Annotated in this window: 13 protein-coding genes and 1 pseudogene; 8 read left to right on the forward strand and 6 right to left on the reverse strand. The window is 75.5% G+C overall.

Annotation, left to right across the window (positions count from 1 at the left end):
• Positions 1–19 precede the first annotated feature (19 nt).
• From AC0VYN_RS22290 to AC0VYN_RS22320, 7 genes and pseudogenes are all read left to right on the forward strand, one after another.
• A complete protein-coding gene (locus AC0VYN_RS22290; RefSeq protein ID WP_385470696.1) occupies positions 20–1,189 on the forward strand; it encodes an ATP-binding protein in 1,170 nt (389 codons plus the stop codon).
• 5 nt (positions 1,190–1,194) lie between these two features.
• Positions 1,195–4,914, forward strand: coding sequence for a vWA domain-containing protein (locus AC0VYN_RS22295; RefSeq protein WP_475532397.1), 3,720 nt, complete (start codon positions 1,195–1,197; stop codon positions 4,912–4,914).
• Positions 4,911–6,830, forward strand: coding sequence for a hypothetical protein (locus AC0VYN_RS22300; protein WP_475532398.1), 1,920 nt, complete (start codon positions 4,911–4,913; stop codon positions 6,828–6,830). Before AC0VYN_RS22295 ends, AC0VYN_RS22300 begins: the two co-directional genes overlap by 4 nt.
• Positions 6,831–7,006: 176 nt before the next feature.
• Positions 7,007–8,148: pseudogene (locus tag AC0VYN_RS22305) on the forward strand (glycoside hydrolase family 12 protein).
• Between the two features lie 179 nt (positions 8,149–8,327).
• Complete coding sequence (locus AC0VYN_RS22310; protein ID WP_475532399.1) at positions 8,328–9,407, forward strand: lytic polysaccharide monooxygenase auxiliary activity family 9 protein; 1,080 nt, start codon at positions 8,328–8,330, stop codon at positions 9,405–9,407.
• A gap of 133 nt (positions 9,408–9,540) precedes the next feature.
• Complete coding sequence (locus tag AC0VYN_RS22315; protein ID WP_475532400.1) at positions 9,541–9,933, forward strand: luciferase domain-containing protein; 393 nt, start codon at positions 9,541–9,543, stop codon at positions 9,931–9,933.
• Between the two features lie 89 nt (positions 9,934–10,022).
• Positions 10,023–10,391 carry a DUF779 domain-containing protein gene (locus tag AC0VYN_RS22320; protein ID WP_385466278.1) on the forward strand — a complete coding sequence of 123 codons (369 nt, stop codon included), beginning with the start codon at positions 10,023–10,025 and terminating at the stop codon, positions 10,389–10,391.
• A gap of 49 nt (positions 10,392–10,440) precedes the next feature.
• On the opposite strand, the gene AC0VYN_RS22325 is transcribed toward AC0VYN_RS22320, so the two are convergent.
• The 6 genes from AC0VYN_RS22325 to AC0VYN_RS22350 form a co-directional block, all read right to left on the reverse strand.
• Positions 10,441–10,635 (reverse strand): hypothetical protein, encoded by a 195-nt coding sequence (locus AC0VYN_RS22325; RefSeq protein WP_385466275.1) that lies wholly within the window; start codon positions 10,633–10,635, stop codon positions 10,441–10,443.
• Between the two features lie 114 nt (positions 10,636–10,749).
• On the reverse strand, positions 10,750–11,613 hold the full coding sequence (locus AC0VYN_RS22330; protein WP_475532401.1) for a phosphatidylinositol-specific phospholipase C/glycerophosphodiester phosphodiesterase family protein: 864 nt from the start codon (positions 11,611–11,613) through the stop codon (positions 10,750–10,752).
• A 184-nt stretch (positions 11,614–11,797) separates the two neighbouring features.
• Positions 11,798–12,877 (reverse strand): acyl-CoA dehydrogenase family protein, encoded by a 1,080-nt coding sequence (locus AC0VYN_RS22335; RefSeq protein ID WP_475532402.1) that lies wholly within the window; start codon positions 12,875–12,877, stop codon positions 11,798–11,800.
• The gene (locus tag AC0VYN_RS22340; protein ID WP_475532403.1) at positions 12,874–14,055 is read right to left on the reverse strand and encodes an acyl-CoA dehydrogenase family protein; all 1,182 of its coding nucleotides are present in this window, start codon (positions 14,053–14,055) and stop codon (positions 12,874–12,876) included. Before AC0VYN_RS22340 ends, AC0VYN_RS22335 begins: the two co-directional genes overlap by 4 nt.
• Positions 14,052–15,023, reverse strand: coding sequence for an NADPH:quinone oxidoreductase family protein (locus AC0VYN_RS22345; RefSeq protein WP_475532404.1), 972 nt, complete (start codon positions 15,021–15,023; stop codon positions 14,052–14,054). Before AC0VYN_RS22345 ends, AC0VYN_RS22340 begins: the two co-directional genes overlap by 4 nt.
• 90 nt (positions 15,024–15,113) lie before the next feature.
• Positions 15,114–15,686 (reverse strand): helix-turn-helix domain-containing protein, encoded by a 573-nt coding sequence (locus tag AC0VYN_RS22350; protein ID WP_385466261.1) that lies wholly within the window; start codon positions 15,684–15,686, stop codon positions 15,114–15,116.
• Positions 15,687–15,766: 80 nt separating this feature from the next.
• Here AC0VYN_RS22350 and AC0VYN_RS22355 point away from each other — a divergent pair, with 80 nt between their 5' ends.
• Complete coding sequence (locus AC0VYN_RS22355) at positions 15,767–16,732, forward strand: NAD(P)/FAD-dependent oxidoreductase (protein WP_475532405.1); 966 nt, start codon at positions 15,767–15,769, stop codon at positions 16,730–16,732.
• The last annotated feature ends 9 nt before the right edge of the window (positions 16,733–16,741 follow it).

Consider the following 16,741-nt stretch of genomic DNA (forward strand, 5'->3'; position numbering starts at 1 on the left):
CCCAACGGAAGATCCGTCGATGACCACCACCCTGTCCCCCGACACAACCCGCCAGATCGTGCCGCCGGAGGACCGGTACGCCACCGAACTGGCCTTCCTCGCCGCGTACGACGCGGGACCGCGTCCGCCCGCCTGGCGGCTCACGCCCCGGGCGGTCGTCACCTTCGTCATGGGCAGCGACGGCCTCGCCCTGCGCCTGCCCGACGACGCCGAGGCGCCCGAGGGCGTGCCGCGCCGGCTGGAGGTGGCGGGCAAGTTCGTCGGCGACCGGGCGCTGGTCGAGCGGTGTGTCGTCACCCTGGCCGGGGAGCGGGGCCTGCTGCTGGTGGGCGAGCCGGGCACCGCCAAGTCCATGCTGTCCGAGCTGCTGTCCGCCGCCGTCTGCGGCACCAGCGGCCTGGTGGTGCAGGGCACGGCGGGCACGACCGAGGACCAGCTGAAGTACGGCTGGAACTACTCGCTGCTGCTGGCCCAGGGGCCCAGCCCGCAGGCGCTCGTCCCCTCGCCCGTCCTGACCGCGATGCGCCGCGGCGGCATCGCCCGCGTGGAGGAGGTCACCCGCTGTCTGCCGGAGGTGCAGGACTCCCTGGTCTCCCTGCTCTCCGAGCGGCGCATCGCCGTGCCCGAGCTGGCGGGCACCGATGGCTCCCTGGCGCACGCGGCACCGGGGTTCAATCTCATCGCCACCGCCAACCTGCGTGACAAGGGCGTCTCCGAGATGTCCGCCGCGCTCAAGCGCCGCTTCAACTTCGAGACGGTCGGCCCGATCCCCGACCTCGATGCGGAGACGGCCCTGGTCCGCAGCCAGGCGCGGGCCTCGGTCGAGCGGGCCGGGGCGCCGTTCCGGGTCGACGACGCGGTACTGGAGGCGCTGGTCACCGCGTTCCGCGACCTGCGCGAGGGACGGTCGGCGGAGGGCTGGGAGGTCGAGCGGCCGTCCACCGTGATGAGCACCGCGGAAGCCGTGTCCGTCGCGGGCGCGCTGGGGCTGGCCGCGGCCTACTTCCCCGGCGACCGCGACGTGCTGGGGCTGCTGCCCGGCCATCTCCTCGGCGTCGTGCGCAAGGACGACCCCGCCGACGCGGCCCGGCTGCGCGGCTACTGGGACGGTCCGGTGCGGCGCCGCGCGGAGCAGGGTTCGGCCACCTGGCGCACCCTGTGGGACCTGCGCACGGTCCTGGAGGCCTGACCGCCGTGTCCCTCTCCCCGCCCTCCTCGCCCTCACCGTCCCTGTCGCCCGGCGAGGCGGCCGACGCCCTCACGGACCCGGCGGTGCCGTATCTCATCGGCGTCCGGCACCACGCGCCGTCCCTGGCCGCGGCCGTGCCGGTACTGCTGGACGGAGCCGCTCCGGACGTCCTGCTGGTCGAACTCCCCGCCGAGATGCAGGAGTGGCTGCCCTGGCTCGGCCACGAGGAGACCCGGGCGCCGGTCGCGCTCGCCGCGGCGCCCACCGAGGGGGGCGGGGGGCCGGCGTTCTATCCCTTCGCCGACTTCTCGCCCGAACTCGCCGCCGTACGCTGGGCGGCCCGGCGCGGGGTCCCGGTCGTCGCGTGCGATCTGCCGCTGGCCGACCGGGCGTGGGGCGCGGGCCGGAGCCCCGGCCCCACGCGCACCGGCCCGGAGTCCGGCCGGCGGGATCTCACCACCGCGCTGCGGGCCCGGCTCACCGGCCGTCCCGGTGAGGACCTCTGGGACCGTCTGGTCGAGGCGACGGCTCCCGGCTCCGCACCCGAGGCGCTGCGCCGTGCCGCGCTGCTGACCGGGTGGGCCCTGCGCGAGGAGGCGGCCTCCTCGGGCGGTGTGCCCGAGCTGGATCTGCGCCGCGAGCAGTGGATGCGGGACCGGCTGGCCGCCGCCACCGCGCACGGCGAGCGGGCCGCCCTGGTCGTCGGCGCGTTCCACGCCCCGGCCCTGGCGTTCCCCGCCGGGAAGACGGCGAACGGGACCGTCGCGGCCGCCGGGACCGCAGCCGCGACGGGCACCCGGACCGGAGCCAAGGCGGGGGCCGGGCGCGGCGCCGGGACGGGAGCCGGAACGGAGGCCGACGCCCCGCGGGGGTCGGGCGCCGGAACAGGACACGAACCGGGGGCCGGGACCGTACGGGAAACGGGCACCGGCACCGGGCGGCCGGTGTGGACGACCTCGCTCATCCCGTACACCTACGCGCTCCTGGACGAGCGGTCGGGCTATCCGGCCGGTATCCGGGACCCGGAGTGGCAGCACCAGGTCCTGGGCGCGGCGGGCGATCCGGTCGCCCTGGAGGAGGCACTGACCCGGACGGCCGTGCGGGTGTGCGCGGGCCTGCGTGCCCTGGGGCACCCGTCGGGGCCCGCCGACGCGCGTGAGATCACCCGGTTCGCCTCGGACCTCGCACGGCTGCGGGGGCTGCCGGCGGCGGGCCGGGGGGAGCTGGTCGAGGCGGTGCAGTCGGTCCTCGCGCAGGGCGAGCCGTACGGCAGGGGGCGGGCCGTCGCGCGGGCGATGGAAGAGGTGCTCGTCGGCACGCGAGAGGGCCGTCCCGCGCCGGGGGCGCCGCGCAGCGGCCTCGCCCCGGCGGTCGAGGCGGAGGTGTCGGCCCTGGGCCTGCCGGGTCCCGGGTCCGGCGTCCCGGGCGGCGCGAACGCCCGGGACCTGCGCCTCGATCCGCTGCGGTCCGACCTCGACCGGCGGCGAGACCTGCTGCTGCGCCGGCTGACCGTGTGCGGTGTGCCGTACGCCGAGCCGCGGGACGTGGTCGGCGCGGGCGGTGCCGAGGCCCTGACGACCCGGTGGGAGGTGCGCTGGACACCGGCGACCGAGGCCATGCTGTCCGCGGCCGGGGTGCGCGGTGTCACGCCCGCGCAGGCCGCCGAAGGGGTACTGCGGGAGCGGTGGCGGGCGGAGCGGGACGAGGGCGGGCCCACGCCCGCGCAGACGCTGGAGGGGCTGCGGCAGGCGGCGGAGTGCGGCCTGCCGGAGCTGGCGGACGCGCGGCTCGCGGAGGCCGCCGAGGTGCTGCCCGGCGCCGCGAAACTGTCCGAGCTCCTGACCGGTCTGGGACTGCTCGACCGGTTGCGCGCGGGGCATTTCGCCGGGCTCGGCGCCGACGAGGACCGTACCGCCCGGGCCGCCGCCGTGGCCGGGCTGCTGACCGCCGCGGCGGTGCGGCAGGTGGACGGCATGGCCGGCTGCGAGGACCCGGCGGACGCGCACGCCCTGCTGGAGCTCGCCCATCGGGCGGACCTCCTCGGCGGCGTCCGGCTGACCGACGCCCTGGCCCGGCTGGCCCGGGACGGCTCGCCCCTGATGCTCGGCGCCGCCGGAGCCGTCCGGGTGCTCCTCGGGCACGATGACCCACGCTTGTTCGGCGAGCGTGTCGCCGCATGGGTCGACACGGCGAACGACCCGGCGTCCCGGTCCGCGCTCACCGCGCGGCTGACCGGTCTGCTGACGGCCGCCGGCCCGCTCCTGGAGTCAGCGGCCCCGGCACTGGAACCACTTCTGAACCGGGTGTCCGAACTGCCCGACCGGGATTTCCTCGACCGCCTGCCCGCGCTGCGCGGCGGCTTCGACGCCCTCAGTCCGGCGGCCCGCGACCGGCTGCTCACCACCGTCGAGGAGCGGCTGGCCGTCGGTCACCTGGGGGACACGGGCACCGTGGATCCCGTCGCCCTCGCCCGGTGGACGGGCGCGGATCTCGCCGCCCGAGCCACTCTCGGCGCACTCGGTCTGCTGCCCCCGCCACCGGCCGACGAGGCCGGAGCAACCGGGTCCGCCGCCGCGCACGGGCACGCGACGCCCGCCACCCCGGCCGAGGAGCGCCGGCCGGCCCCGGCCGACCGCTGGCGGCTCGTGCTGGGCCGCCGGACCGACCGGCTGTCCCCGTCGGCGGCCGCCCTGGCCACGGCCCTGGACGAGCTGTACGGCAGCGGGCGGGGCGAGGGCAGCCGCGGTGGCCCGGGCGGAGCCGGCCGCGGCAAGGGGGGCCGGGAGGCTCCCTACCCCGGCGTGCGGGAGTGGTCGGAGGACCTGGCGGCGCTCTTCGGTCCGGGCATCCGCGAAGAGGTGCTGGCGGCCGCGGCCGCGTCGGGCCGGCCGGACGTCCTGTCCGAGCTGCACCCGGACAGCGCACGGCCCTCCGTCGACCTGCTGCGGACCGTGCTGCGCCACGCGGGCGGCCTGCCGGAGGCGCGCCTGGCCGCGCTGCGGCCGCTCGTCCGGCGGCTGGTCGACGCGCTGACCCTGCAGCTGGCCACCCGGCTGCGTCCCGCGCTGCACGGCACGGTCCTGCCCCGCCCGAGCCGCCGGCCGGGCGGCGGCCTGGACCTGGCCCGCACGCTGCGGGCCAACCTGGCGTCCGCCCGCCGCGGCCCGGACGGCACCGTCCGGGTCGTCCCCGAGCGGCCCGTCTTCCGCACCCGTGCCCGGCGCGCCGCCGACTGGCGGCTGATCCTGGTGACCGACGTGTCGGGGTCCATGGAGGCGTCCACGATCTGGTCCGCGCTCACGGCCTCGGTGCTGGCGGGGGTGCCCACCCTGTCCACGCACTTCCTGGCCTTCTCCACGGAGGTCATCGACCTCACGGACCACGTGGACGACCCGCTGTCCCTGCTGCTCGAGGTCAGCGTGGGCGGTGGCACCCACATCGCGGCGGGCCTGCGGCACGCCCGAGAGCTCGTCACCGTGCCGTCGCGCACCCTCGTCGTGGTCGTCAGCGACTTCGAGGAGGGCTACCCGGTGGGCGGCCTGCTCGCCGAGGTACGCGCCCTGGTCGGAGCCGGCTGCCACGTCCTGGGCTGCGCGAGCCTCGACGACGCGGGACGGCCCCGGTACTCCACCGGCGTCGCGGGCCGGCTCGTCGCGGCGGGCATGCCGGTCGCCGCCCTCAGTCCGCTCGAACTCGCCCGCTGGGTAGGGGAGAAGATCTCGTGAACGCGCAGCTTCCGCCGGTCGACCCGGCGGTGACCGCCGAGCTCGTCGCGGCGCTGACACCCCGGCTGCGCAAGCGGCTGGACGCGGGGGTCGCCAAGGTGGCGGGTCGGCCGGCGGTCCGCGACGGCGACGTCGTGCGCGTCGCCGTGGACGACGACACCGACCTCGAACTGCACGCCCCCGCGGGCGTGGTGGCCAGTGCGGACGCGATCCGCTGCGGGTGCCTGCTCGCGCCCGGCTGCCTGCACCGCGCCGCCGCGGCCTCGGCCGCACCGGTCGCCGACCCGGCACAGTCGCCGCCCGCCGCCCCGGCCGAACCACCCACCCCGGACCCGGCACAGCCACCGGGCGCCGACACGGCCGCACCGCCCACCACGGACCATGCACGGCCACCCGCCGCCGTGGCGGCCGCACCACGTGCCCAGGGCCCGGCGGAGCCCTCGGACACGGATCCGGCGCAGCCGCCACCGGCCGCCCCGCGCCCCTCCCCCACCGCTCCGCCACCGCCTTCCACCGTTCCGCAGCCGGCCCCCGGCGCGGCCACCCCCGAGCAGCGCGCCGCCGCGGCCGACCTGCGGGACGCCGCCGCCGCGGTGCTGGAGGCCGGGACGGACGGCGCCGGCGCCGTGGTCCAGGCCGAGCTGCTGCGCGCGGCGCACACCGCGCGGCTCGCGGGTCTCCCCCGGGCGGCGGGCCGCGCGGTCTCCGTCGTCACGGCGTTGCGCGCCGCCCGGAGCGCCGACCCCGCCTACCGCCTCACCGACCTCGCCGCCGCCCTCCGCGACGTCCTGGCGACCGCCCACCGCCTCCCGGACGCCGTCGGGCAGGAGCTCTCCGCGCTGCGCGGCAGCGTGCGGCAGCCGTACACCCCGAACGGTTCGCTGCGCCTGTACGGGCTGTTCTCGGAGCCCGTCCTCACGGCGACCGGGTACGCGGGCGCCGTCACCTGGACCGCCGACGCGACGGGCACGCTGTACACCGTCTCCGACGTCGCGCCGGGCGGTGCCGGCCGGGCCACGGGCGCCGCGGACCGCGGTGTACGCATCGGCGACACGACCCTGACCCACCGTGAACTGTCGCGCGCCGGGCTCGTCGTGTCCGGCGCGACGGTCTCCCCGACGGGCCGCCTGGGCGCGGGGGCGGGCGTCCGGGCGGTGCGCGCCTCCGGCGCCGCGTGGCACGCCGAGCCGCTCGACCGCCTGTGGGCGGTTCCGGTGGCCGAGCAGGTGTCCCGTGCGCTGACGACCGACCAGGACCTGCTGTTCCTCGACGTCACGCTCACCGGCACGGTGCGCGAGGCGGCGGGCGAGTGCCTGCTCGCCGACTGCGCCGGGCTGACGCTGCGTCTCGCCGCCGCCCATGACGACCCCGCCCTGCCCCACCGCGACAACCTCCGCCTCCTGGCGGACGCCCCGGGGGCGCGGCTGCGTCTCGTCGCCCGTCTCACGCCGGCCCCGTTCCCCCGCGCCCTGCTCCTGGCCGTCAGCCACCCCACCGACCCCGGCGCCCGGGTCGACCTGGGCCTGGACCGGCTCCGCCGCGCGGACCTGCCCGCGCCCGTACCGCCGGCCGCCGTGCCGGCGCCCGACATCGACGAGGCCCCGGTGCATCTGCTGCGCAGGCGGGTCCACCAGGCCGCCTCCGGCGGGCGCCGCGTGCTGGCGTTCCCCGGCGGCGGTGCCGCCGACGGCCCGCGGCTGCGCCGGCACGGCCTGGCGACGGCCGGTGAACTCCTGGACGCGCTGCACGCCGCCGCCACCGACCGCGGCCGGGACCCGTTCGGCCGGCTCCTCCCGGCGGACGCCGGCCGCTTCGCCCGCGCCTGGCTCGCCGCCGCCGTCTACACGGAGGAGATCGACCGGCCCCTATGCGCCGCCGCGTGGGGCGCCCGGCCCCAGGGACCCGCCACCCGCTGACCTGGGTCTTCGAGATTCGTTCGACGGCATCGGTGCGCACAGCCTTGTCAGGGACATGAGCTACTCCTACAGTCCTGAGCACACCGGTAAGTGGGAGCGCTCCCACCCGTGGGGAGGTGGGAGCGCTCCCGCACCGGCTCCCCCACGTCCCCGCACTCTCCCGGAAAGGCCCCCACATGCGACCGTCATGGCACCAGGTCCGCCCCTTCCGACGCTTGTCGGGCGCTCTTCTCGCGGCTTTCGCCGTGGTGGTGTCCCTCGTCACCACGGCCGCGCCGGCCCAGGCGGACACCGCGATCTGCGAGGCGTTCGGCACGGCGACGATCCAGGGCCGCTACGTCGTCCAGAACAACCGCTGGGGCACCAGCGCGACACAGTGCGTCACCGTCACCGACTCGGGCTTCCGGGTCGACCGGGCCGACGGCTCCGTGCCCACCAACGGCGCCCCGAAGTCGTACCCGTCCGTCTTCGACGGCTGCCACTACACCGTCTGCGCGCCGGGCACGCGCCTTCCGGCCCGGCTGAGCGACATCGCCGAGGCGCCCACCAGCGTGTCCTTCGGCTACGTCGACAACGCGGTCTACGACGCCGCCTACGACATCTGGCTCGACCCGACGCCCCGGACCGACGGGGTGAACCGGACCGAGATCATGGTCTGGTTCCATCACACGGGCCCGGTCCAGCCGGTGGGCGCCAAGGTGGGCACGGCCACCGTGGCGGGACGCTCGTGGGAGGTGTGGTCGGGCAGCAACGGCTCCAACGACGTGCTGTCCTTCGTCGCCCCCTCGGCGATCACCAGCTGGAGCTTCGACGTCATGGACTTCGCCCGGCAGGCCGTCTCGCGCGGACTCGCCGCGAACGACTGGTACCTGACGAGCGTCCAGGCGGGCTTCGAGCCGTGGCAGGGCGGCGCAGGGCTGGCGGTGACCTCCTTCTCCTCGGAGACCGACACGGACGGCGGCCCCTCCGGGCCCGGCGAGCCGGGCGACCCCGGCGATCCCGCGGCGTGCGAGGTCGCGTACGCCACGAACGCCTGGCCGGGCGGCTTCACCGCGAACGTCACCGTCACCAACACCTCCGCCTCCCCCGTCGACGGCTGGCAGCTCGCCTTCACGCTGCCCTCCGGGCAGCGCGTCACGAACGCCTGGAATGCCTCGGTGACCCCCTCAACGGGCGCCGTCAGGCGACCGGCCTGGGCCACAACGCCCGGATCGCCCCCGGCGGCAGCCTGACGTTCGGCTTCCAGGGGACCTACGGCGGCTCCTTCTCCGAGCCGGACGCCTACCGCCTCAACGGCACCGCCTGCGCGACCGCGTAACGCCGAGCGGCCGTCTACCGGCCGTACGGCAGTGTCATCCCCTCCCCCCACTCCCCCGCCCGTCCGGTCGGTTCCTCCCCCGGACGGGCGGGGGCTCCAGCACAGGGCAGAACACCCACCTCCTGATGGTCACGAACGGATCGTCGACATCGTCCACTGAGCGAAACAGGAGACCCCCCATGGTTCGACGGAACAGATACCTGTCCCTGGCGGCGGTGCTCGCCACCCTGCTCGGCGCGCTCGGCGTGACCGTCCTGTTCGGGCAGGGCCGCGCCGAGGCGCACGGCGTGGCGATGATGCCCGGCTCGCGCACGTACCTGTGCCAACTGGACGCCGTCACCGGCACCGGTGCCCTGGACCCGACCAACCCGGCGTGCCGGGACGCACTCGACCGCAGCGGGGCGACGGCGCTGTACAACTGGTTCGCCGTGCTCGACTCCAACGCGGGCGGCCGCGGGGCCGGTTACGTGCCGGACGGCACGCTGTGCAGCGCCGGCGACCGTTCCCCGTACGACTTCTCCGCCTACAACGCCGCCCGCTCGGACTGGCCCCGCACGCATCTGACGTCGGGCGCGACGATGAAGGTGCAGTACAGCAACTGGGCGGCACACCCCGGCGACTTCCGCGTCTACCTGACCAAGCCCGGCTGGTCGCCCGCCTCCGAGCTGGGCTGGGACGACCTCCAGCTGATCCAGACCGTGACCAACCCGCCCCAGCAGGGCTCGCCCGGCACGTCGGGGGGCCACTACTACTGGGACCTGGCGCTGCCCTCGGGCCGTTCGGGCGATGCGCTGATCTTCATGCAGTGGGTGCGTTCGGACAGTCAGGAGAACTTCTTCTCCTGCTCCGACGTCGTCTTCGACGGCGGCAACGGCGAGGTGACCGGCATCCGCGGCTCGGGCGGCACGCCGACCACGCCGCCCCCGACCACGCCGCCGCCCACGCACTCCGGCGACTGCATGGCCATCTACTCCGTGGTGAACTCCTGGAGCGGCGGCTTCCAGGGTTCCGTCGAGGTGATGAACCACGGCACCCAGCCGCTGAACGGCTGGGCCGTGCAGTGGCGGCCCGGGGCGGGGACCACGCTGGGCGGGGTGTGGAACGGCTCCCTGTCGAACGGTGACGGCGGAACGGTCACGGTGCGCAACGTGGACCACAACCGCGTCGTCCCGCCGGACGGCAGCGTGTCCTTCGGCTTCACCGCCACCTCCACCGGAAACAACCTCCCCACGGGGACGATCGGCTGCGTGGCGCCGTAGTACGGCGAAGGCGGGCGCCGCGCGACCCCGCGCGGCGCCCGCCCGGACCTCCGGCCCGCCCGCCGACCTCACGTGCCGGTTACAAATCGCTCAACCCCTGGTTGCGACGCGGTGATCCGGCGACGATGGGGGCATGACTCTGGCCCAGCGCGCCTTCGAGCGGCTGCACGCCTGGCCCGACCTCACCACGGGTCCGGCCAGTTGCGGAACCGGGCGGGCACTGCGCTCCGCCCATGACGAGATCGTCCACTTCCACTCGGACCGGGACGTGGACCTCCACCTGACCCACCGGGCCATCCAGCGCTTCCAGTACGACCTCGGCGGTTCCAGTGCCATACACCTCGTCCCCGGCTCCCGCTGGGTGACCGTGCACCTGGACTGCGACACGGACGTCGACCTGCTGCTGAGCCTGGTGAGCATCGCCCTGAAAGCCCATCAGACGCAGCAGCAGGCCGCGGACCCGCCCTCGGGGTGCAACTTCCACCGCGTCACGGTGCTTCCCCGCTCGGCGGCCGGGGGGATCTGAGACACGCCCGCGGCGACGCCCCGCGTTCCCGCCCCGCGGCCCGGGCGCCGCAACGCACTCGCAACCTTCCCCGTGCTGGCATGCAGGGCATGGGCGACACATACGAGGAGATCCCGCGCGTCGAACTCACCGCCTCGGCGGCCGGCCTGCTGCGGCGCCTGCGGGCCGCGCACGGGCCCCTGATGTTCCACCAGTCCGGCGGCTGCTGCGACGGCAGCGCGCCCATGTGCTACCCGGCCGGCGAGTTCCGCACCGGCGCCGCGGACGTCCTGCTCGCGGAACTGGTCGTGGAGGGCGTCGAGGAGCCGGTGGCGTTCTGGATGTCACGCAGCCAGTTCGCGGTGTGGAGCCACACCCGGCTGATCGTCGACGTCGTCGAGGGACGGGGCAGCGGCTTCTCGCTGGAGGCCCCCGAGGGGGTGCGCTTCCTCATCCGCTCCCGCGTCCTCGACGCGTAGCCGCCGGGGCGCCGCCGGGACCGCGGGACCCGGCGGCGCCCCGCCCCGGTCACGGTCTGAGGCTGCCGACGATGTCCGCCGTGGCCATGAGACCGCTGTTGATGGTCGGGGCGATGCTCGTGCTCGCCAGGTAGAAGCCGAGCAGCAGGCAGACCAGCGCGTGGGAGATCTTGAGCCCCCCATTGCGCAAAAAGAGCACCGCCAGGATCGTCAGGAGCAGCACCACAGAGATGGAAATGGCCATCGTCAACCTCCTCCGCCACGTCCACTTCGCGGCGTTCGGCCGCAAGTGTGGCGCAACGGAGGGTTTATCCGGGCGGCTGACCTGTCCTCCGGACGAGTGATGTTCCGGCGGCGGCTACGCGCCGCGGCGGGCGTCGAGGAACGCCTCGAGCCCCGCTAGGTCGTCGGTGTTGAGGTGGTCGACGCCCGCGGCGAGCAGCTCGCCCCACACCGCGTCCCGGGCGGCACCCGGCTGGTCGGCGGTGGCCCAGAAGCGCACCCGCTGCCCACGCCGGTGCGCCGCGCCGACGAGGTCGCGCAGCTTGCCCCGCTCCGCCTCGGGGAAGGCGCCGACGCCCTGCCAGGTGAAGTTGAGCGTCCAGTTGTCGCTGATCAGCGGCACGAAGGAGGCGGGGGCCGTCGTGCCGAGGTCCGTGAGACGGCCGTCGTAGAAGGCCAGACGCGTACGCTGGGCGGCCATCGGCGCGCGGGCGGCGCGGTCTCCGGAGACCACCACGGTGACCGCGCCGGGGTGGACCCGGCCGTGGGCGTAGCCGGTGAACAGGTGCTTGTAGCGGCGCAGGAGACGGTCGAGCTCCAGGTACGCCGACGCCCCCTCGGTCTTGATGTCGACGAGGAGTTGCAGGGAGCGCCGGTCGCCCCGGTACACGCGGCCGTGCCGGGTGCGGACGCGGGCGGCGAGCGGGTCGAGGTAGAGGGACTCCAGGGTGCGGGCGGGGTCGAGGTCCTCGGGGTCGTGGGCGACCAGGAGCCGGCCGTCGACGAGGTAGATGTCGGCCTCGACGCTGCCGAAGCGGTGGTCGAGGGCGTCGAGAAGGGGGCGGGGGTGCTCGTAGTCGTTGTGGGCGTGCGCACGCCACAGCGGGCGGGGTCCGCGCCTGCCCTCGCCCGCCGACGCGGTGCCGGCGGGCAGGGCGACCGCGCCCGCGAGGGCGGCGCCGAGGGTGGTGAGGGCTCTGCGTCGGGTGGTGAGGGCCATGCTCTGCCTCCCTGGAGGTGCCGTACGGGACGCCTGTGAGTATGGGGGCCCGGGAGCTCAAGGAGCAGAGTCGTGCGGGGAGTTGTCCGGACGTCCGCCGGTCGTTCATGTCAGTGGAACGGCACGCACGGGCGATGCCCGTCCCCCGAGGGGGACGGGCATCGCTTCTGCCGGGCGGGCGCCGTCAGGGGGCGCGCAGGTCGGCCAGTTCGGCCAGCGCCTCCCGGTGGGCGCCCGCCGTGCCGTGGGCGATCGCGTCGGCCTTGGCCCGCTTCAGGTAGAGGTGGACCGGGTGCTCCCACGTCATGCCGATGCCGCCGTGCAGTTGCAGCGCCTCCTCGGCGACGTGGACGGCGACCTGGGCCGCGTACGCCTGGGCCACGGCGACGGCCACGTCGGCGTCCTGGCCGCTCGCCAGCGCGTCGGCCGCGTTGCGGGCGGCGGCGCGCAGACCCGCGACCTCCAGCCACAGCCGGGCGAGCCGGTGCTTGAGCGCCTGGAAGCCGCCGACCTGGCGGTTGAACTGCCTGCGCTCCCCGAGGTAGCGGACCGTCTCGGTCAGCAACCAGTCGGCGAGGCCCAGTTGCTCGGAGGCCAGCAGTCCGGCACCGGCTCGCAGGGCGCGCCGTACGGCGGGTTCCGCCGCGCCGAGCCGGCGTCCCGGCGCCCCGTCGAGGACGACCGCCGCCACCAGCCGGGTCAGGTCCAGGGAGGAGCGCGGGGTGACGGCCGCCGCGTCGGCGTCCACCGCGTACAGGGCGCCGTCGTCGGCCGGGACGAGCAGCACGTCGGCCACGGCGGCGTCGGCGATGCCGGTCAGCTCCCCGTGCAGCGTGCCGTCCTGTACCCGTACGGTCGCGTAGGCGGCGCCCGGTGCGGTGTGCAGGCCGACGGCGAGGGCGCCGATGCGGCGTCCGGCGGCCAGCTCGCCGAGCAGGTCCTCGGCGCCGCAGGCCAGCAGGGCCTCGGTGGCGACGACGGCACTCGTCAGGTACGGCACGGGTGCGACGGACCGGCCCAGCTCCTCCAGGGCGACGGCGGCCTCGCGGTACGTGGCGCCCTGGCCGCCCTGCGCCTCGGGCACCAGGAGCCCGGCCAGGCCCATGCCCTCGGCCAGCGACTTCCACAGGGCGAGGTCGTGGGGCGCGTCGGACTCGGTGCGCGCGACGACGCCCGCCGGGTCGCAGTGGCCGGTGAGCAGGTCACGGACGGCGGCGCGCAGCGCCTCTTCCTCCTCCGAGTACAGCAGATCGGGCTCGCTCATCGGGCCAGGTCCTTCCAGGCGACGTCCTTGTCGGTGCGCGGTTCGGCGGGCAGGCCGAGGACGCGCTCGGCGACGATGTTCAGCAGGACCTCGCTGGTCCCGCCCTCGATGCTGTTGCCCTTGGACCGCAGGTAGCGGTACCCGGCGTCTCGGCCGGTGAAGTCCACCAGCTCGGGGCGGCGCATGGTCCAGTCGTCGTACAGCAGGCCTTCCTCGCCGAGGAGTTCGACCTCGAGGCCGCTGATCTCCTGGTTGAGGCGGGCGAAGTTCAGCTTCATGCCGGCGCCCTCGGGGCCGGGCTGGCCGGCCGCCAGCTGCTGGCGCAGCCGTACGCCGGTGAGCCGGGCGACCTCGGCCTCGACCCACAGGCCGAGCAGCCGCTGGTGCAGGTCGTGGGTGCGCAGGCCGGGGCGGTCCCGCCAGGTCTCCGCGACCTTGCCGATCATGCCGCCCTCGCGGGGGATCGGCGTGCCGCCGATGGCGACGCGTTCGTTGTTCAGCGTGGTCTGCGCAACCCGCCAGCCGTCACCCGTCGCGCCCAGGCGCATGGCGTCGGGGATGCGGACGCCGGTGAGGAAGACCTCGTTGAACTCGGCCTCGCCGGTGATCTGGCGCAGCGGACGGACCTCCACGCCGGGGTCGGTCATGTCGCACAGGAAGTAGGTGATGCCCCGGTGCTTGGGCACGTCGGGGTCGGTGCGGGCGATGAGGATGGCCCAGCGGGCGAGGTGCGCGCTGGAGGTCCACACCTTCTGCCCGTCGACGATCCACTCGTCGCCCTCCCGCACGGCCCGCGTGCCGAGCGCGGCGAGGTCGGAGCCGGCGCCCGGCTCGCTGAACAGCTGGCACCAGACCTCCTCGCCCGTCCACAGCGGGCGCAGCAGCCGGCGCTTCTGCTCGTCGGTGCCGTAGTGGAGGATCGTCGGCGCCGCCATTCCGAGGCCGATGCCGATGCGCCGGGGGTCGTTGTCGGGGGCGCCCGCGGCGGCGAGCTCGGCGTCGACCACGGCCTGGAGGGAACGGGGGGCGTCGAGTCCGCCGAGGCCCTCCGGGTAGTGCACCCAGGCGAGGCCGGCGTCGAAGCGGGCCCGGAGGAAGTCGAGGCGGCCGGTGGCGGCCGGCGGATGGGCGGCCAGCAACTCCTGTGTGCGGCGGCGCAGTTCGTCGGCGTCGGTCATGCGGCGGCTCCCTTCTCGAGGACGACGGCGACGCGGCCGGTCGTCCGGCCGTCGGCCACCCGCTGCACGGCGTCCGCGGCCCCGTCGAGCGGCACCCGCTCGCTCACCAGCGGCTTGACGGCGCCCCGAGCGGCCAGCTCGGTGAGCTGCTCGTGGCAGTGCCGGACCAGCTCGGGGTTCTTGGTGTTGTACAGGCCCCAGTGCAGGCCGAGGACGGCGTAGTTCTTCACCAGGGCGTGGTTCAGCGCGGGGCTGGGGATGGTGCCGCTCGCGAAGCCGACGACCACGATCCGGCCCTCGAAGGCGACGGTCTTGGCGGACTGGGCGTAGGCCTGGCCGCCCACCGGGTCGTAGATCACGTCGGCGCCCCGGCCGCCGGTGGCCTCCTTGACGGCGGCGACGACGTCCTCGCTCCGCCGGTCGATCACGACGTCGCAGCCCAGTTCGCGGGCGACGGCGGCCTTCCCGGCGCCGCCGACGACACCGATGACCCTCGCCCCGGCCGCCTTGCCGAGCTGCACGGCCGCACTGCCGACCCCGCCGGCGGCGGCGTGGACGAGCAGGGTCTCACCGGCCTCCAGCCGGGCCCGGCGGTGCAGGCCGAACCAGCCCGTCTGGTAGCCGATGTGCAGGGCGGCGGCCTCGGCGTCGTCCAGGGTGTCCGGCGCGGGCAGCAGGGCGCGGGCGTCGGCGACGGCGTACTCGGCGAAGCCGCCGTGCGGGAGCACCGGGTTGGCGATCACGCGGCGCCCGTCCTCGGTCTCGCCGCAGACCTCCACGCCGGGCGTGAACGGCAGGGGCGGCCTGACCTGGTACTGGCCCCGGCACAGCAGGGCGTCCGGGAAGTTGATGTTGGCTGCCCGGACCCTGATCAGGACCTGGCCGTCGCCCGGCGTCGGGGGCGGGACCTCGCCGAGGCGCATCACCTCGCTCGGCTCGCCGTTCTCGTGCACCTGCCATGCCTGCATGCGGGGCCTCCACGCGACTGTCGGTCCGGGTTCTCCCGCATACTAAGCGGTCGCTTGCCGATCAGGGAACAGGTGGCGGCAGGTCGTCCGTCACGCCTGGGCGGGCCGGGCGCGCACGTGCATGCGCTCCCCCTGCGGGCCGAACAGGCTGAGGAACTCGACCGGCCCCTCCCCCGTCGAGCCGAACCAGTGCGGCACGCGGGTGTCGAACTCGGCCGCCTCGCCCGCGCCGAGCACCACGTCGTGCTCACCGAGCACCAGGCGCAGCCGGCCGGACAGGACGTAGAGCCACTCGTATCCCTCGTGCGTCCGCGGGTCCGGCTCCTCCTTGCGCTGCGGCTCGAGCACCTTGAACGCCTGGAGGCCGCCCGGCTGGCGGGTGAGCGGCCAGTGGGTACGGCCGTGGCGCACGATGGGCCGGGCGCGCACCCGGGGGTCACCGACGGGCGGGGCGCCGACCAGTTCGTCCAGCGCGACCTGATGGGCCTGGGCGATCGGCAGCAGCAGCTCTAGGCTCGGCTTGCGCAGGCCGGACTCCAGCCGCGACAGGGTGCTGACCGAGATACCGGTCGACTCCGACAGGGCGGCGAGCGTGACCTCGCGCTCCTTGCGGATCTGCCTCAGCCGCGGTCCGACTCCCGCGAGTACGTCGTCTGCAGTCATGCGTCCATTCTTGCAGACCCGGCAAATGCGTTTGTCAATCCGGTGCTTCAGGGGCGACCTTCTGATCGGAGGTGGTCACCATGACCGAGAAGCAGGACCTGTCCGGAACGTACGAAGTGATCGTCGTCGGCGGCGGCGCGGCCGGGCTCTCCGCCGCCCTCGTCCTCGGCCGGGCGCGGCGGCGCGCCCTGGTCGTCGACGCCGGTGAGCCGCGCAACGCGCCCTCGGACCACATGCAGGGGTACCTGACCCGGGACGGCATGCCGCCCGCCGAGTTCCTGGCGCTCGGCCGGGAGGAGATCGCTCGCTACGGCGTCGGATTCGTCCGGGACCGCGTGGTGGGGGTGACCCGGGGCGAGGACTTCGCCGTGGAGCTGGCCGGCGGGCGGACCGTGCGGGCGCGGCGGCTGATCGTCGCCACCGGCCTGAAGGACGAGCTGCCGGACGTCGCCGGGGTCGCCGAACGCTTCGGACGGGACGTGCTGCACTGCCCGTTCTGCCACGGCTGGGAGGTCCGCGGCGAGCGCTTCGGCGTCCTCGCCACCAGCCCGCTCTCCGTCCACCAGGCGCTGATGGTGTCCGGATGGTCGGACGACGTGACCCTGTTCCTGCACACGGTGGCCGAGGAGGAGCTGTCCGACGACGACCTGCGCCGGCTCTCAGCGGCCGGGGTGAAGGTGGTGCCCGGCCGGGTCGCGGGGCTGCGGGTCGAGGACGACCGGCTCACCGGCGTCCGGCCGGCCGGGGGCACCCCCTCCGGGGGAGGTTCCGTCCACGAGTGCTCGGTGCTCTTCGTCGCCCCGCGCGCCGTGCCGCGGACCGGCCTGATGGAGCGGCTGGGCGCGGAGCTCATGGAGACCCCGTTCGGCGCCTACCCCGTGGTGGACCCGACGGGCCGGACCACCGTGCCGGGCGTGTGGACCGCGGGCAACGCGATGGGCTTCGCCGAGCAGGTGGTCTACGCGGCGAGCGGCGGCTACCGCGCCGCCGCCGCGATCGTCGGCGACCTGATCATGTCGGACCTGGACGCACGCCTCGGCGCGTAGCGCCGGGCC

Source organism: Streptomyces sp. 63XJN7_1_ISO-PGPR-S23-121, from assembly GCF_056173025.1.

Excerpts from the sequence above, each read along its gene's own strand:
- AC0VYN_RS22315 (WP_475532400.1), top strand. The coding sequence starts at position 9,541 with ATGACTCTGGCCCAGCGCGCCTTCGAGCGGCTGCACGCCTGGCCCGAC.
- AC0VYN_RS22335 (WP_475532402.1), bottom strand. The coding sequence starts at position 12,877 with ATGAGCGAGCCCGATCTGCTGTACTCGGAGGAGGAAGAGGCGCTGCGC.
- AC0VYN_RS22350 (WP_385466261.1), bottom strand. The coding sequence starts at position 15,686 with ATGACTGCAGACGACGTACTCGCGGGAGTCGGACCGCGGCTGAGGCAG.
- AC0VYN_RS22290 (WP_385470696.1), top strand. The coding sequence starts at position 20 with ATGACCACCACCCTGTCCCCCGACACAACCCGCCAGATCGTGCCGCCG.
- AC0VYN_RS22330 (WP_475532401.1), bottom strand. The coding sequence starts at position 11,613 with ATGGCCCTCACCACCCGACGCAGAGCCCTCACCACCCTCGGCGCCGCC.
- AC0VYN_RS22325 (WP_385466275.1), bottom strand. The coding sequence starts at position 10,635 with ATGGCCATTTCCATCTCTGTGGTGCTGCTCCTGACGATCCTGGCGGTG.
- AC0VYN_RS22345 (WP_475532404.1), bottom strand. The coding sequence starts at position 15,023 with ATGCAGGCATGGCAGGTGCACGAGAACGGCGAGCCGAGCGAGGTGATG.
- AC0VYN_RS22340 (WP_475532403.1), bottom strand. The coding sequence starts at position 14,055 with ATGACCGACGCCGACGAACTGCGCCGCCGCACACAGGAGTTGCTGGCC.
- AC0VYN_RS22355 (WP_475532405.1), top strand. The coding sequence starts at position 15,767 with ATGACCGAGAAGCAGGACCTGTCCGGAACGTACGAAGTGATCGTCGTC.
- AC0VYN_RS22320 (WP_385466278.1), top strand. The coding sequence starts at position 10,023 with ATGGGCGACACATACGAGGAGATCCCGCGCGTCGAACTCACCGCCTCG.
- AC0VYN_RS22310 (WP_475532399.1), top strand. The coding sequence starts at position 8,328 with ATGGTTCGACGGAACAGATACCTGTCCCTGGCGGCGGTGCTCGCCACC.